11 protein-coding genes are annotated in these 15,775 nt (G+C 46.3%); 5 read left to right on the forward strand and 6 right to left on the reverse strand.

The annotated features are described in order from the left end of the window. Positions 1-12 precede the first annotated feature (12 nt). From ACP7BU_RS11305 to msuE, 3 genes are all read right to left on the reverse strand, one after another. Entirely contained in the window at positions 13-1,422 is a 1,410-nt protein-coding gene (locus ACP7BU_RS11305) for a cryptochrome/photolyase family protein (RefSeq protein WP_425879956.1), read from the reverse strand. Positions 1,423-1,569: 147 nt separating this feature from the next. Further along, a complete protein-coding gene (gene sfnG, locus ACP7BU_RS11310; RefSeq protein WP_425879955.1) occupies positions 1,570-2,682 on the reverse strand; it encodes a dimethylsulfone monooxygenase SfnG in 1,113 nt (370 codons plus the stop codon). 26 nt (positions 2,683-2,708) lie between these two features. Then, positions 2,709-3,443, reverse strand: a complete 735-nt coding sequence (gene msuE / locus ACP7BU_RS11315; RefSeq protein WP_004647265.1) for an FMN reductase — start codon at positions 3,441-3,443, stop codon at positions 2,709-2,711. Positions 3,444-3,817: 374 nt separating this feature from the next. Between msuE and ACP7BU_RS11320 the strand changes: the two genes are divergently transcribed. Further along, the gene (locus ACP7BU_RS11320; RefSeq protein ID WP_004281370.1) at positions 3,818-4,468 is read left to right on the forward strand and encodes a response regulator; all 651 of its coding nucleotides are present in this window, start codon (positions 3,818-3,820) and stop codon (positions 4,466-4,468) included. Between the two features lie 89 nt (positions 4,469-4,557). On the opposite strand, the gene ACP7BU_RS11325 is transcribed toward ACP7BU_RS11320, so the two are convergent. Next, positions 4,558-5,319, reverse strand: coding sequence for a hypothetical protein (locus ACP7BU_RS11325; RefSeq protein WP_425879954.1), 762 nt, complete (start codon positions 5,317-5,319; stop codon positions 4,558-4,560). Positions 5,320-5,729: 410 nt separating this feature from the next. Beyond that, positions 5,730-9,221, reverse strand: a complete 3,492-nt coding sequence (locus ACP7BU_RS11330) for a hybrid sensor histidine kinase/response regulator (RefSeq protein ID WP_425879953.1) — start codon at positions 9,219-9,221, stop codon at positions 5,730-5,732. 183 nt (positions 9,222-9,404) lie between these two features. Here ACP7BU_RS11330 and ACP7BU_RS11335 point away from each other — a divergent pair, with 183 nt between their 5' ends. The 4 genes from ACP7BU_RS11335 to ACP7BU_RS11350 all read left to right on the forward strand — a co-directional run bounded on the left by ACP7BU_RS11335 (position 9,405) and on the right by ACP7BU_RS11350 (position 14,550). Continuing rightward, a complete protein-coding gene (locus ACP7BU_RS11335; RefSeq protein ID WP_004281374.1) occupies positions 9,405-9,737 on the forward strand; it encodes a DUF485 domain-containing protein in 333 nt (110 codons plus the stop codon). A gap of 1 nt (position 9,738) precedes the next feature. Then, the gene (locus tag ACP7BU_RS11340; RefSeq protein WP_425879952.1) at positions 9,739-11,445 is read left to right on the forward strand and encodes a cation acetate symporter; all 1,707 of its coding nucleotides are present in this window, start codon (positions 9,739-9,741) and stop codon (positions 11,443-11,445) included. 245 nt (positions 11,446-11,690) lie between these two features. Beyond that, positions 11,691-12,404: an ion channel gene (locus ACP7BU_RS11345; protein ID WP_425879951.1), complete on the forward strand. Its 714-nt coding sequence runs from the start codon at positions 11,691-11,693 to the stop codon at positions 12,402-12,404. Between the two features lie 175 nt (positions 12,405-12,579). Continuing rightward, positions 12,580-14,550 (forward strand): BCCT family transporter, encoded by a 1,971-nt coding sequence (locus tag ACP7BU_RS11350; protein WP_425879950.1) that lies wholly within the window; start codon positions 12,580-12,582, stop codon positions 14,548-14,550. A 68-nt stretch (positions 14,551-14,618) separates the two neighbouring features. Here the strand turns inward: ACP7BU_RS11350 and omp33-36 are convergent, their stop codons facing one another. Next, positions 14,619-15,533, reverse strand: coding sequence for a porin Omp33-36 (gene omp33-36, locus ACP7BU_RS11355; protein WP_409651536.1), 915 nt, complete (start codon positions 15,531-15,533; stop codon positions 14,619-14,621). Positions 15,534-15,775 lie beyond the last annotated feature (242 nt).

Here is a 15,775-nt window from a genome sequence, read left to right on the forward strand (position 1 = left end):
AAAAGTTTGGTTTTAAATTTGCTTGAAAGCTTCAATCGCTCTTACACGAGAGGCTTTTAAATCCACGATCGGTTTTGGATAATCCAGTTCAAGATCCAGATTTTTGGCATAGGGGTCATGAATGCTTTCGGCATCCAGATGCGCCAGTTCTGGCACCCATTGACGGATATAATCCCCATTCGGATCAAACTTTTGTGACTGGCCGACCGGGTTAAAAATCCGGAAATAGGGCACGGCATCCATGCCGGTCGAAGCACACCATTGCCAGCCGCCATTGTTCGCTGCCAGATCACCATCAATCAGCTGCTGCATGAACCAGCTTTCTCCCAAGCGCCAGTCTATCAGCAGGTTTTTACACAGGAACATTGCAGTAATCATGCGCACCCGGTTATGCATCCAGCCAGTAGCCTGCATTTGCCGCATACCGGCATCGACAATCGGAATCCCGGTGTGTCCTTGTTGCCAGGCAGCCAGATCTTCAGGTGCATTACGCCACTGGATATTATCGGTATTTTCCTTAAAAGGCCGATGTCTGGATACACGGGGAAAATCAAACAGGGTATGCAGATAAAACTCGCGCCAGAGCAGTTCATCCAGCCAGGTCTGCTGACCGATATCATCAATCTGGAAATAACCGTCCTTAAACAGGATCTGCATACATTGACGGATCGAGAGAATACCGATATTCAGATATGGTGACAGGCGGCTGGTACCATCGACTGCAGGTAAATCACGCTCGGTTTTATAGTGAGCCATTTTCTCCCCGATAAAATCATCGAGCAGCTCTAAGGCAGCTTGATCCTGCGCAGGCCAGAACTGGGCAACATGATCGACCTTATAATCAACTGCAAATTTTCCCAGATCAAAGCTGGTCAGCTGGTCTGGTAATTCAAGCGGATCTTGAGGCTGAATGGCGGGATAGCAGCCCGGTATATCCTGAATCAGTCGTTCATAGCATTTTTTCTTGAATGCGCTATAGACCTGATAGGGTTGATTGGACTGATTACGGATACTGGTCAGTGGAAACAGGCTGCGATCATGATACAGCTCGACCCGGATCTGCTGCTGTTCCAGCATCTGCTGTAGCTGTGCATCACGTTGCAGTTCATTCACGCCCACTTCAATATTGGCATGTAGCGTATCAATCTGCAGTTTTTGGCACAGGCTTAGCATTTCGGCAGGCAGGTTTTGCCATAAGGGAACATTTAAAATGATTAACGGAATATTCAGCTGCGCTAACTGCTGCTTTAAGATAATGAGTCGACGCAGATAAAAATCGATTTTAATCCGGGCATCCTGATGCAGCTTCCATTGTTCGGGAGAGAGAACCACGAGAGCAAAACAGGGTCCTTGCTGGGTGGCATGCCAGAGCGCGGCATGATCATGAATGCGGAGGTCTTGACGAAACCAGATCAGTTGCATTATTAAAATTCTTGGAAAGTCGTTAGTGCAGAATTTTAAGGAATTGCTGGTCTCAAACCTAGCCAGACAACAATTTTATCACATAAAAAAATCCCCCAAGCCGAGCCTTGAGGGAGGGAGTGAGTCTGCTGAGATTTATTGGAATGATTATACGGGCTCAGCTTCTTCTTGCTGCACAGGTGTTGCCTGTTGTGCTTCAAGCTCACGGACCAAAGGCAGCACCTTCTGGCCAAAATATTCAACCTCTTCAATAAAGTGCAGGAAGCCTGACAGAATCAGATCAACGCCCACTTTTTTCAGCTCGATAATCCGTTCAGCAATCTGCTGCGGTGTCCCAATCAGATTGGTGCGGAACCCGTCATTGTATTGCACCAGATCTTCAAAGGTGGATTTGGCCCAGTTGCCTTCACCTTCCTGACTTGCTGCGCCGGCTTCACGGGTCGCTTCACCAAAAGATTTCACTGCCTGCACATTGGCCTTGCTAATAATTTCCTGCAATACAGCCTGAGCTTCTTCTTCGGTATCCCGTGCAATCACAAAGGCATTTACGCCGATTTTCACCGAGTGATGATTTGCCTTGGCTTTTTCACGAATATCATCGATCTGTTTTTTCAGCTCTTCCGGGGTATTGCCATTGGTGAAGTACCAGTCAGATACGCGAGAAGCCATATCACGTGCTGCCCGGGAACTGCCGCCCTGAAAGATTTCAATATGCGGTTTTTGTAGCGGTTTCGGACTCAGGGTATAGTCTTTGAATTGATAATATTTACTTTCAAAATTAAAGTTGTTTTGGGTCCAGACCCCTTTCAGGCTACGGATAAACTCTTCCGAACGGGCATAACGCTCATCATGTTCCGGCCATTCTTCCCCAATGGCATCAAACTCACCGCGGAACCAGCCACTGACCACATTGATCGCAATCCGGCCATTGCTCAGATGGTCAATCGTCGCCAGTTGTTTGGCAGCCAGTGCCGGCTTCCAAGGACCCGGCAGAATCGCGGCAATGACTTTCAGGCGTTCAGTTTTGGCCAGAATACCATGACTGAAACTCACCGATTCATGCTGGTTTTCTGCATTATAGCCGGCAGTAAAACGGATCTGGGTCAGAGCATAATCAAAGCCTGCCTGTTCAGCGGTTTGTGCCAGACGCACGTTATAGTCATAGCTCCAGTCGGTGCGCTGCTCGATGTTACTGACCACCAGGCCACCACTGACATTCGGCACCCAATAGGCAAATACGATATTTTTATCATTCGACATATTCATCACCCTTTGTAATGCTGTGTTCAAGCCACTTGAGTCTTTGGTGCTTTCTTGCTGTGCAAGCGCGATTCTGCGGCATCCAGACTTGGCACGGCTGCTGAAGGCAATACTTCTTCTTGTTCGATCTGCTTGTTAATGCCCAGATTTTGACTGGCTTGAATGGTTTTTTCTTTAATCACTTCAGCACGTTGTCCCTTGGCTGGTGCCCATTCCAGAATCGGTAATGCACGCGCTACAGCCAGGGTAATCCGGTCGCGGAGCAGTTCACTGTGGATGGTATATTCAGGGGTGAAATCGCGGTCGGTAGCATAGACCCCAATCGGTAAAGTCTGTGCCTGGAAGAAGCTGAATAAAGGACGCAGTTGATGTTCAAGTACCAGTGCATGACGGTCACTGCCACCAGAAGCCGCCAGTAATACCGGAACATCCACCAGCGCCGTTTGCTCGACAAAGTCAAAGAAATGCTTGAACAGGCCTGTAAATGAAGCGCGGTACACAGGAGTGCCGACAATCAGCGCATCTGCGGCTTCTACTGCTGCCAGATCATTCTGAACGCGTTGCGGCAACTGATTGCGATAAATCGCGCCGCCCAAGAGCGAACCAATTTCACTAAATTTAATGAAATGCACATTGATTGGTGTCGCTTCCCCAAGCTCATCCAGAATGGCCTGAACCAAGGCTTCGGTTTTTGAGGGGTGATTTAAACCGCCAGATACGGCAACAATATTTAAGGGTTTTTGCGCATTAAAATTAGACATATTTAGAACCTGAAAATAGGGTTAATCTCGGAATGACCCTATTAATCCCGATTCAGCGAAGGGCTGTAAAATAACGAAAAGCTGAAAAGTTATCTGATTTTGCGATATACGACAAAGGCCTGATTTTTAAGGAAGGTTTTGTGGGTAAATGAATGATATTTATATTTATATTGAATAAAGATAAGCTTTTTCAGTGAGGAATAAGTGATATATAAAAAAGTGATGAGAATTAAACAATTATTGCAATAGTGCAAAAATGGGCAATTTTGAAGAAAAACTGCATATTATTTTAAAAATTGTAGTGTCTTGCATATCCTTAACCGGGTTGTGTGGTTAGAATAGGGACTACCGTGCCAAGATCTCTCACGTTGCCTATGAATATTTTAATCGTTGATGATCATCCACTATTTCGTCATGCCTTGATTCAAGCTGTACGTTATAGCCTGCCACAAGCCCAGATTCATGAAACTGCGGCAGTCAATGAATTTTATGAACGTCTAGAAAATGGCCCTGAGCCTGATCTTGTGCTGCTGGATTTAAACCTGCCGGGCGCTTCCGGCTTTTCTGCCCTCGTGCATGTCCGCGCACAATATCCGTCTTTACCGATTATTGTCGTGTCTGCACATGAAGAAGTCAGCATCATCCAGCGTGCGATCGCGCATGGTGCGATGGGCTATATTCCTAAATCTGCCCACCCAAGCCATATCGGTGAAGCGATTCGTGAAGTGCTAGAAGGTGAAATCTGGTTACCGCCAAATCTGCCGGCCAATATGAATTTTGATCCGCGTGCTGCCGATGAAACGGCTTTGGCAGAACGGATCCAGTCTTTGACGCCACAACAGTTCCGGGTATTGATGATGGTGGCTGAAGGTTTATTAAACAAGCAGATCGCTTATGAGCTGGATGTATCGGAAGCGACGATTAAAGCGCATGTGACTGCAATCTTCCGTAAGCTTGGCGTACAAAACCGGACACAAGCGGTATTGGCCATCAATGCACTGAATATTGAAGACCGCAAAATGTAAGTTCTGCATAGCCGAATTGAAAAAGACCTCCTTGGAGGTCTTTTTTTATGGGCGAAATCTGCAAAAATGAGTGCAAAGGCCTGAGTCAGCTAGGCGATATAATCCTGTTTGCGGGTGAAATCATCACAAAACAATGGATTTAAGGCACATTGCAATTCGTCAATCTGCTCTTCAGTGACATAACCTTTCGATTTCAGATATTCCGCCACGCGATCATCACGCAGACTCAGGAAAGTCGCATCATATACACCCAGATCCACAAACAGTGCCGCAGTTTCCAGACTGTTAAAACGATCCAGATAAACTTCATTGTCATACATCAGGAAGACATGTTCGTCGCGCGTATTCGGATCGACATGTAAACGCTGCGCCAGCTCATGTGGGCAGGTTTTGATAAATAACAGATCAGACAGCTCATCAAATTGGCTGGTGTCCAGACAATCTTCTTCATTTTTGACTTTACCCAGCCAGGCCTTAAAGACCAGTACCGCGCCACCACGCAGCAACATGCTCCAGATCTGATGACGGGTTTTTGCTGGAAGGTCCTCTGCTTCAGCTTCTAAAGACTGAATCAGCTTGTCTTCCTGTTCAGCAATCTTTTCAAATAGTCCCAGACCTTGCGGCTTGTAGGCATAAGGTTCAAAGACATCAAAATGTAATTCATCAAAGACTTGCAGTGCCAGGGGTACTGCACTCTGATACAGCGTTTCCAGTGCCTGATACTGGGCATCATTCAGCTTGCTGTATTTAAAGATCTGTGCCCAGTCAATGCTTGGCAATAAGGCGTTGGCGCCATATTGACGGTGAAACTGCTGGGTCTGATTCAGGCCCTGGTTTTGATCTATGTTCATGTGAAGAACTCCGATATGCAGAAATAGATCAGCGACCAAAAAAATTAAGGCTACATGAGATGGAAACTGATCGTTTCTTATTCCTCTATTTTTAGAGCCAAGTACAAGGGATAAAAATACGACTAAAGTTATAGTAGTGGAAAATTACTCTTTAATTTTTATTAAAAACAATAAGATAATTAATTGTAACTAAGTGTACACATGTACATTAATACATTCGTCAGTTTTTGCCATAGTGAATTAAAAAATGAGCATTTTGGTCAATTTATTCAGCTGTATTTTCGGCATATTTGCTGCTTTTAGCACATTAGAATAAATTTTATGCAAGCTAGGTAAGTTTATGTGGCAGTTGAGTATAAAAAATGCCCATTTCAGGGTGTGAAATGGGCATTGATCAGATCGTTATCTACTTAGGAGTCGGAAATTTTCAGTCCAGATAACCATGAACGTAATGAGGCCGGTTTCAGCGGTTTTTTCAGCAGAACAATGTTTAGCTCTTTTAGACGTTGCGGCAATTCCGGATCGGAATCGGCGGTAATCAACGCGACCGGAATATCCTTCGAACAATGTTCCAGAATGAAATCCAGACCGATCTTGTCCTGATTCAGATGTTGATCCACCAGCCAGACCTGAATATTTTCCTGCTGAATCAGCATGGCTGCTTGTTCAGGTTCAGTGGCTTTAAACACCTGATAACCCCATTTGGTCAATAAGGTCGACATGCCTTCCAGAATGGTTTCATCATTATCCAGACACAGAATCTTAAAGGCTTTGCTCTTTAAAGGTACGGCCTGAACCGGTGCTGCGACCACTTTCGGTGCTTCGATCACAGGCACTTCAATCATAAAGCAGGAACCTTTACCCAGCGCAGAAGACACATGTACCGGATAGTCCAGCATGCTGGTCATGCGTTGTACGATCGCCAAACCTAGGCCCAGACCCTGTTCACCCCAAGGCGAGGTGTGGCCGCAACGTTCAAATTCCTGAAACAGTTTGATGCGCTGTTCTTCGGCAATGCCCGGGCCAGTATCCCAGACGCCAATACGGATATGATTCGGTCTGCTGCTCGAACGTAATACACCGACCACCACTTTACCTCTGGCAGTATAACGCAACGCATTGCTGACAAAGTTCTGGATAATGCGGCGAATCCATTGTGGATCGGTATCAATCCAGAACTGTGCATCATGCACACTGAACTTGATACCACGCTGTGCAGCGATGGATTTGAACTGGAGTTCCAGATCGCTGAGCAGGTCATGCAGCGGATAAGCCTGACGTTTCGGCTGAATGGTGCCGCCTTCCAGTCGGGCAATATCCAGCAGGGCAGACAACATGCTTTCTGCACCATGCAAAGCACGATCCAGTTGTTGTAAGGTCTTGCGGTCTTCATCATTCTGCACGCTTTGTTCGAGTGCGGTACTGAACAGGCGCGCGGCATGCATTGGCTGCAACAGGTCATGACTGGCGGCTGCAATGAAGCGGCTTTTTGACATATTGGCCTTATCGGCCTGTTCACGCGCCAGTTGCTGCTCGGACAATGCATCGGCCAGCTGCTGGGTACGGTCCTGAACGCGGGCTTCAAGCACGGCTTCATTTTCACGGAAGGCAGTAATATCGGCGAAAGTAGTAACGAACCCGCCGCCTTCGATCGGATTGCCGCGCATCTGAATGACGCGGCCATCTTTACGAATCCGTTCAAATTCATGGGCACTGCCGACCTGCATCCAGTGAATCCGTTTCCGTACATGTTCTTCAACCGAGCCCGGGCCACATTCACCACGTTCAGCGTTATAACGGATCAGGTCTGCGATTGGACAACCGACATAGACAATATCGGTCGGATAATCGAACAGTTTCAGATACTGATTGTTCCATGCGACCAGACACATGTTTTCATCGACTACGCTGACCCCTTGGGTCATGTGATCAATCATGGTCATGATCAGATTCTGATTGAAGCGTTGCCATTGCGAGGCCTGATCGAGAATATTGGCGACCTGACCCAAGGCCAGGCCATTATTGACCATGGCGGTAGTAAGCAGGGTACGTGCTGAAGCTGCCCCGATAGTCCCCGCCAGATACTGTTCAGTGAAACGCCACCACATGCCATTGGCACTGCTGTTTTCATTCAGCTCAACGCTGTTTTGGGTACAGAATTGCTGGAAAGCGCGTGTGGTTGGGCCTTCGCCGGTAATGCGTTTGGCCAGGGTAATCAGATCGCCGACTTTTAAACGGGCAACATCCTGATGCGAATAGCTGACCTCGTTAGAAGGACTCTGCGAGGGTAGTGGCTTGGTTTCATAATAGAAGAAACTTTCGGCTTGAATCTGTTCGGCAATACTCGGACGGAAAATACGGGAAATCCAGATATACAGCAGGGTATTTAAGCCCAGTGCCCAAACTACGCCATGCGTCAGTGGATCAAAAGACTCAAAACCGATCAGGGCTTCCGGTCTTAACCAGTTCCAGCCAAAAGGCCCTTGATTCAGCAAGCTTTGGCTAAAGCTGCTATAGGCTTCTGGCAGGCTTCGCAAAATGGTTGGAAACAGCAGGGTATAAGCCCACAAGGCAAAACCGGTCAGGAGTCCAGCATAGACACCCTGTTTACTACCGCCACGCCAGTACAGGCCACCGATCAGGGCAGGGGCGAATTGTGCCACCGCACTAAATGCCAACAGACCAAAAACCGACAACTGGTCAATATCATTAAAGAAATTGAAGAACAGGAAGCCCATCAACATCACGCCCAGAATACAGACCCGGCGGGTAAATTTCAGCACCAGCGGCAAGCGTTTGTCATGCCGGGAAATCAGCTTTAAACGCCACAACGCCGGCATGATCAGGTCATTGCTGAGCATGATTGACAGTGCCACGGAAGACACCAGCAGCATCCCGGTAGAGGCAGAGAAACCACCCAGAAATGCCAATAAGGTCAACCAGTCCTGATTATAGCTAAGTGGTAAGGACAGGACCGCCACATCCGGAATGGCCAGATATTGCGGTGCAGCATGTAGCGCCCAGCTGGCAATGGGAATAATCGCCAAGGTAGTCAGAATCAAATAAACTGCAAACCAACGCCGCGCACCACGAATATGTTTTTCATCACGTAGCTCAACCACAGCTACATGGAACTGACGCGGCAGGCAGATAATGGCCAGTGCCGCGAGCAGGGTCTGAATCCAGAAACTTTGTGGCACGCCAAACAGTTGTACATCATGAAAAGTAGTGCTGATATCGCTACTGATCTGTGCCAGATTTTCTGGTGCTTCAAACATAAAGAAACAGGCAACTGCCAACAGGGCAAAAAGTTTAACAAAAGACTCAAATGCCACGGCCAGCATCAACCCGCCATGCTGTTCAGTATTGGCAATCTGCCGGGTACCAAACATCATCGCCAGTATCGCCAGAACCCCAGTCAGAAACAGCACGCCATTGGTCGTGCCGGTTACACCTGCGGAAGGTTCCAGGATGACGGCGGCACTTAAGGCAATCGCACGTAACTGCAAGGCCAGATAAGGCACAATCGCTACCACCGCCAGAATGGTTACCAGCGAGGCGAGGGGACCACTTTTACCATAGCGTGCTGCGACAAAGTCAGCGATCGAAGAAATGGCATGATGCTGTCTCACCCGTCCCAGACGGCGCCAGATGTCATAGCCGACAGCAACAAAGAGTAGCGGACCCAGATAGATCGGCAGGAAAATAATCCCTTCACGTACCGCAGCACCCGTGGCGCCGTAAAAGGTCCAGGAGGAGCAGTACACTCCTAAAGTTAAACTAAACAATAGCATACGCCCACGGGTACTCAGCCGGCTGGCATGTTTTTCCCCGTAGAAAGCGCAGATAAAGAGTAATGCGATATAGAGGGCGAGTACCCCTATGATGAGCCAACTGTTCATATAGCCTGATGTGTACTGAGCATGCCGCTATGATAACGCATCGTGAACGCTACAGTTTAAATTGATCATTTTTTAACGACCAAAGTCTAAATTACAAGCACCTACGATTATTGTTAACTTGCAACAGTGATAATTCGAATTAAAAAATAGGCAGCCCAAGGTTGGGCTACAGGAGTAGTAATTATGGATGAGGTACAAGTAGATCGTATTCTACAAAATCCAAAATTCAAGGAAATGGTCCGCAAGAAAAGTATGCTCAGCTGGACGTTGACCGGCATTATGCTATTTGTCTATGTGGGTTTCATGTTGCTGGTTGGTTACAACAAAGAATTTCTATTGTCTTCAATTTCAGGTGGTGTGACTACGTGGGGTATTCCACTCGGTCTGGGTATCATTGTCCTGTCGTTTATCTTGTGTGGTGTGTATTCCTACATTGCCAATAACAAACTTGATCAATTGACTGAAGAAGCAATCCGTGAAGTCGAAGCGATTGCGCATGAAAAAGGACACCACTAAGATGAAATGGAATTCTCTTATTGCTCTTGCTGCAACTGCAATGGCCTCAGGCATTGCATTCGCTGGTCCTGATCTGGGTGCAGCAGAACAGCAGGCGACCAACTGGCATGCGATTATCATGTTTGTGATTTTCGTAGGTGCTACGCTGTTTATTACCAAATGGGCAGCAAAACAAACCACCAATACCAAAGACTTCTATACGGCCGGTGGCGGTATTTCCGGTTTCCAGAATGGCCTGGCCATTGCCGGTGACTATATGTCAGCTGCATCGTTCCTGGGTATTTCCGCGATGGTGTTCCTGTCCGGTTTTGATGGCTTGCTTTATTCACTGGGTTTCATGGTGGGCTGGCCGATCGTATTGTTCCTGGTGGCAGAACGTCTGCGTAACTTGGGTAAATACAACCTGTCAGACGTAGTGTCTTTCCGTCTACAGGAAAAACCGGTACGTACCTTGGCTGCTTTAAGCTCGCTGGTTGTGGTTGCGTTCTACCTGATTGCACAGATGGTGGGTGCAGGTCAGCTGATTAAACTTCTATTCGGTCTGAACTATAATATTGCAGTCGTGATCGTTGGCTTGTTGATGATGGCTTACGTGATGTTCGGCGGTATGTTGGCAACCACTTGGGTACAGATCATCAAGGCGGTAATGTTGCTGTCTGGTGCGACCTTTATGGCATTCATGGTCATGAAAGGCGTGGGCTTCAGCTTTACCAACATGTTTGAACAGGCGATTGGTGTTTATTCAAAAGTACATGATTTAAGCCTGACAGATGCCACCAAGATCATGGGGCCGGGTAGTCTGGCGTCTAATCCGATTGATGCGATTTCTTTAGGTCTGGCATTGATGTTTGGTACAGCAGGTCTGCCACATATCCTGATGCGTTTCTTCACGGTAAAAGATGCCAAAGAAGCGCGTAAATCAGTCGTGGTTGCTACAGGCTTTATTGGTTATTTCTACCTGCTCACCTTCATCATTGGTTTCGGTGCGATTCTGTATGTATCGAACAACCCGCAATTCCTTGATGTTGCGAAAATGGCAGTGACTGGCAAGCTGGAGCTGGTCGGTGGTAATAACATGGCGGCGGTGCACCTGTCTGATGCAGTGGGCGGTGACCTGTTCATGGGCTTCATTTCTGCAGTTGCATTTGCCACGATTCTTGCAGTCGTTGCTGGTTTGACCCTGTCAGGTGCTTCAGCAATTTCGCATGACTTGTATGCCAACGTGTTGAAGAAAGGCCAAACCACGCCTGAATCTGAACTACGTATGTCTAAAATTGCGACTTTAGGTCTTGCGATCTTCGCGATGATTCTCGGGATTCTGTTCGAGAAACAAAACGTAGCCTTCATGGTCGGTCTGGCATTCTCGGTTGCGGCATGTGCCAACTTCCCGGTACTGGTATTGTCTATGTTCTGGAAAGGTTTGACGACACGTGGTGCAGTTATTGGTGGTGTTGCGGGTCTGGTAACCGCAGTAACCTTGATTGTGCTGTCTAAAGCAGTATGGGTCGATACTTTGGGTATTTCTGATACGCCAGTGAACCCGTTCAATGGTCCTGCAATCTTCGCGATGCCATTGTCATTCTTGTGCTGCTGGTTGTTCTCTGTGACGGATAATTCGGCACAGGCTCAGGCAGAACGCAAAGCCTTTGATGCCCAGTTTGTACGTTCACAAACCGGTATTGGTATCTCAGGCGCATCGGATCACTAAGATCTGCGCTACGCTAAAAAAGCCCCGTCAGGGGCTTTTTTTATGGAGATATAATCAAGCTTTCTCTTTAGCATAAACGCCGTATTGAATTGAGATGGCTGGATTTGTGCAGCGTTATTTCAGTAATTTTCATACAAATCGCATATCTGCAAGCGGATTTAAGCGTGCTATGTTAAAAGCTGCTAACAATAACAATGTGTTCCCTACATGACGATAGTAACAAGAAGAGCAACAAGAAGGGCATTATGAAGCAATCTCTGCAACAGTTCTGGAACAGCTTTACCCATTTGCCTTCGGCATGGCTGTTGTGCCTGCAATTGCTGATCCTGATCTTGTCGGTATTGAGTTATGAAAGCGTGTCTTATCGGGCGGGAACCTGGGTGCTGGGTGTTCTGGTTTTGCTGGTGATTGCCAGAGTCATTCGCCAGACTCCAATGTTTACCATTTTAGGACTTAGCTTTGTCGCCGGTGCGATTTTCTTTTCCTCTCTGATTGTGCTGGGACTGCGTTATACCTGGATCCATGTCACCGCCAACCTGTTTGAAGCTGGTGCTTATTTCAGTGCAGCCTATGGCCTGCTGCGTTATATGTTTCATGACCGTTATCTGACCAAGGATGAACTGTTTGCCGCTGGGGCGGTATTTACCTTGCTGGCCTGGGGCTTTGCCTTTCTTTACAGTACTTGCCAGCTCTTGGTGCCATACAGCTTTTCAGATCCCGATCTGCAAGCCTATCAACCCTGGCTGGATCTGATTTTTCTCAGTTTCAGTGTACAGTCCGCAACAGGACTGTCTGATATCATGCCGGTCAGTCCGGTCGCACGAATGTTGGCGATTATCCAGATGTTTGTGGGGGTGATGTATCTGGCGCTGATTGTGTCCCGCTTAATTGCCTTGCAATATATTGCACGTCTACCGCATAAAAATAACGTGAAAAATAGAGAAAACCCGCCTGAGTAATGGAGTTCATCCTTTTATTGTATTTGTTACAGTAACTTAACGGCTTTATTTTGTGTCACATCCTAAAATAGCAGGAGATCTAGCTCCCATAGATTGAATCTGTCTGATCATTTTGACCTTACCAATAATTATTTGACGCTGTTTGTCGATCCAATTTTTAAAAAATGGAGGATGTATGCCTTCCACAAAACCATCCTGTTTTGCCAATATCAATCCAAATGTTTTTATCAGTACTGTCGCCATTATTGCGATATTTTTAGCATTGGTCGTATTTGCACCCGATGCTTTTTCAGTTTTTACCCAGCAACTGAACCAGTGGATTACCACGTCCTTTAGCTGGTTCTATGTATTGTCGGTGGCGATATTTATCATCCTTCTGGCTTATATTGCCCTGTCGGATATGGGCAAAATCAAACTGGGGCCCGAGCATAGTCAACCGAAATATAGCAGTGCCTCCTGGTTTGCGATGTTATTCACCGCAGGCATGGGGATTGGCCTGATGTTCTTTGGTGTGGCCGAACCGGTGATGCATTATGTCACGCCACCTGCCGGTGAACCTGAAACCGTACTTGCTGCACAACAATCTATGCGGGTCACCTTTTTCCACTGGGGCTTACATGCCTGGGGCATTTATACGCTTGTTGGCCTGTCGTTAGCTTATTTTGCTTATCGGCATCAATTGCCTTTAAAAATCCGTTCGGCCTTGTATCCGCTGATTGGTCAAAAGATCTATGGACCGATTGGAGATGGCGTCGATACCTTTGCCACCATTGGTACGGTATTTGGTGTCGCTACTACGCTTGGTTTCGGGGTGACCCAAATCAATTCAGGTTTGAACTATTTGTTTGGCATTGAACAGGCACCCAGTACTCAGGTCATTTTGATTATTGTGGTCAGTGCCATGGCGGCGACTTCTGTATTTTTTGGATTAGACAAAGGAATTAAACGTTTATCTGAACTAAATTTGGTACTTGCACTGCTGTTGCTGATTTTTGTCTTTGTGGCAGGTCCGAGTATTTATCTGTTACAGACGACTATTCAGAATGCCGGCCAGTATGTTTCAAATCTGTTCAGTATGACCTTTAATCTGTATGCCTATCAGCCAAGTGGCTGGATTGGGGGCTGGACCATCATGTACTGGGCCTGGTGGATTTCCTGGTCGCCATTTGTCGGGATGTTTATTGCCCGGGTCTCGGAAGGCCGCAGTATTCGTGAATTTATCGTGGGTGTATTGCTGATTCCGACTGGATTTACCCTGATCTGGATGGGCTTTATGGGCAATGCCGCACTGTACAGCATTATGCATGAAGCCAATACTGGCTTATTAGAGGCAGTTCAGCGTGATTCATCAGTGGCCCTATTTGAGTTTCTGAACAATCTGCCTTTCAGCTCAGTGACCAGCATCATTGCAACTTTACTGGTCATGCTGTTCTTTGTGACTTCTGCCGATTCAGGGGCATTGGTGACTGATTATCTGACAGCGAAAAGTGATAATTCACCGACTTGGCAGCGTCTGTTCTGGACCGTACTCATGGCTTTATTAGCCATCATCCTTTTGCTGGCCGGTGGCTTAGAGGCCTTGCAATCGGCCACGATTATGAGCGCTTTGCCATTTACATTTATTATGCTGCTGATGTGTTGGGGATTAATCAAAGCCCTACATCTGGATGTCACCAAAATGCATGCACTGCAAGCCGCACGGATTACCCCGCGTGCGATCCAGAATCCACGCAGCTGGCAACAGCGCTTAGGCCTGATCATGCATTATCCGCATACTCAGGAAGAGGTGCAGCAGTATATTCACAATACGGTGAATAAGGCATTTCTCAGCTTTCAAAGTGAATTGAAACGGCGCCGATTACATGTAGCGATTAGCCCGCTAGAAGACGGTATACAGCTCCGTGTTGATCATCAGGATGAAATTAATTTTATCTATCAGGTCAATGCCACTCAGACTTTAAGTCCAAGCTTTATGGCTGAACTGGAGAATGCGGGAGTAGATTCCTATCAGGCAGAAGTCTTTTTAAGAGAAGGTGGGCAGGGTTATGATGTGATGGAGTGGACGCAAGAAGATCTACTGCAGGATATCATTGATCAATATGAACGTCATTTGCACTTCTTAAGTCTGGTACGTACGCCTGAGTAAACAGAGTCATAAAACAATAAAAAAGGACGCAATATGCGTCCTTTTTTGATTCAGAATCTAATCAGAAATTAGAAACGGAATTTGGCATTTACGCCGATCGTTTGAGTATCACGAACTTGAGCAGTTTGCGCAAGATTTGCTTCGTAGTTAGCATTTACATAAGATGCGCCAACTGCAACAGCAGGAGTAATGAAGTAGTTTACGTTCGCGCCCCAAGCTTTGTCTGGAGAACCAGCAAAGCTAGATTCCATATAAGAAGCACCAACGCTTAACTGTGGGTTAAGGAAAAGAGTTGTACCTAAGTTGTAGGCAGTATCTTCACCATAAACTAAACCGCTTTCAAAACCAATTGACATGTTAGTACCGTCGATTGCACCAACGTATTTAGTACGTGCAGTGATCGCATCTGTCTTATCAGCAATTGTTGCAGATTCAAGAGCAGCTTTAGCAACGCCGTTAGACACAATATTGAATGCATCTAAAGAAGCTTGGTCAGCAACGCTGGTATAACCAACAGCAACTAAGAAGTTAGGAGCAACTAAAGCACCAAGTTCTAATGCATAACGGTCGCCTTGATCGTCAGTTGCGTTAGCAGTTTTGCTATCAGCAATGGTATGGCTATAAGAAGCGCTTGCATAAACAGGCACAACTGAAGTTGGAACGTAAGCTTCACCTTTTACGCCGTAAGTATGATTTACAGTACGTGAACGTCCAGCTTCTTCTTGACCGTTTTCGCCATAGCTATACGCTAGAGCAACATTAGAAGCTTGGTTCAGGAAAGCAGCTTCAGCTAAAGGACCTTTAGAAGCGTCTACATCTTTTAAGTAGTAAGTACCTTGAACAGCGCCAGTGAAGTCTTTGTCATTTGCAGTGTTGTCGATGTACTCTGACTGACCTTGAACTTCGAATTGATATGCTTGAGCACCGGTCATCGCTAATAATACAGCAGTGGCTAAACCTAGTTTTTTCATGATATTTACCATTTTGTTACAAAAGATGTACAACATAAAACGTATTGTATTGTAACAATTTATTAAGTCAATCCAATTCGAAATCGCTAGTTTTTTAAGCTAAATCATTGTATTAATTTTGTGTAAAATTCAAGTATTAGGCTCCGAAGCTATTTCATATAAAAACTCTTGTATAACAAAAATCTAGACTTTAAATATAGAATCGGGACTAAAGATTAAGGAGAAATTATGTTGTTATTTTAATCAATTAATAC

The sequence above is a fragment of the Acinetobacter sp. 40AMC3-4 genome (assembly GCF_049898185.1).
In the GTDB taxonomy this organism is placed as follows: domain Bacteria; phylum Pseudomonadota; class Gammaproteobacteria; order Pseudomonadales; family Moraxellaceae; genus Acinetobacter.

Excerpts from the sequence above, each read along its gene's own strand:
- sfnG (WP_425879955.1), bottom strand. The coding sequence starts at position 2,682 with ATGTCGAATGATAAAAATATCGTATTTGCCTATTGGGTGCCGAATGTC.
- omp33-36 (WP_409651536.1), bottom strand. The coding sequence starts at position 15,533 with ATGGTAAATATCATGAAAAAACTAGGTTTAGCCACTGCTGTATTATTA.
- ACP7BU_RS11335 (WP_004281374.1), top strand. The coding sequence starts at position 9,405 with ATGGATGAGGTACAAGTAGATCGTATTCTACAAAATCCAAAATTCAAG.
- ACP7BU_RS11320 (WP_004281370.1), top strand. The coding sequence starts at position 3,818 with ATGAATATTTTAATCGTTGATGATCATCCACTATTTCGTCATGCCTTG.
- ACP7BU_RS11345 (WP_425879951.1), top strand. The coding sequence starts at position 11,691 with ATGAAGCAATCTCTGCAACAGTTCTGGAACAGCTTTACCCATTTGCCT.
- ACP7BU_RS11325 (WP_425879954.1), bottom strand. The coding sequence starts at position 5,319 with ATGAACATAGATCAAAACCAGGGCCTGAATCAGACCCAGCAGTTTCAC.
- ACP7BU_RS11350 (WP_425879950.1), top strand. The coding sequence starts at position 12,580 with ATGCCTTCCACAAAACCATCCTGTTTTGCCAATATCAATCCAAATGTT.
- ACP7BU_RS11330 (WP_425879953.1), bottom strand. The coding sequence starts at position 9,221 with ATGAACAGTTGGCTCATCATAGGGGTACTCGCCCTCTATATCGCATTA.
- msuE (WP_004647265.1), bottom strand. The coding sequence starts at position 3,443 with ATGTCTAATTTTAATGCGCAAAAACCCTTAAATATTGTTGCCGTATCT.
- ACP7BU_RS11305 (WP_425879956.1), bottom strand. The coding sequence starts at position 1,422 with ATGCAACTGATCTGGTTTCGTCAAGACCTCCGCATTCATGATCATGCC.
- ACP7BU_RS11340 (WP_425879952.1), top strand. The coding sequence starts at position 9,739 with ATGAAATGGAATTCTCTTATTGCTCTTGCTGCAACTGCAATGGCCTCA.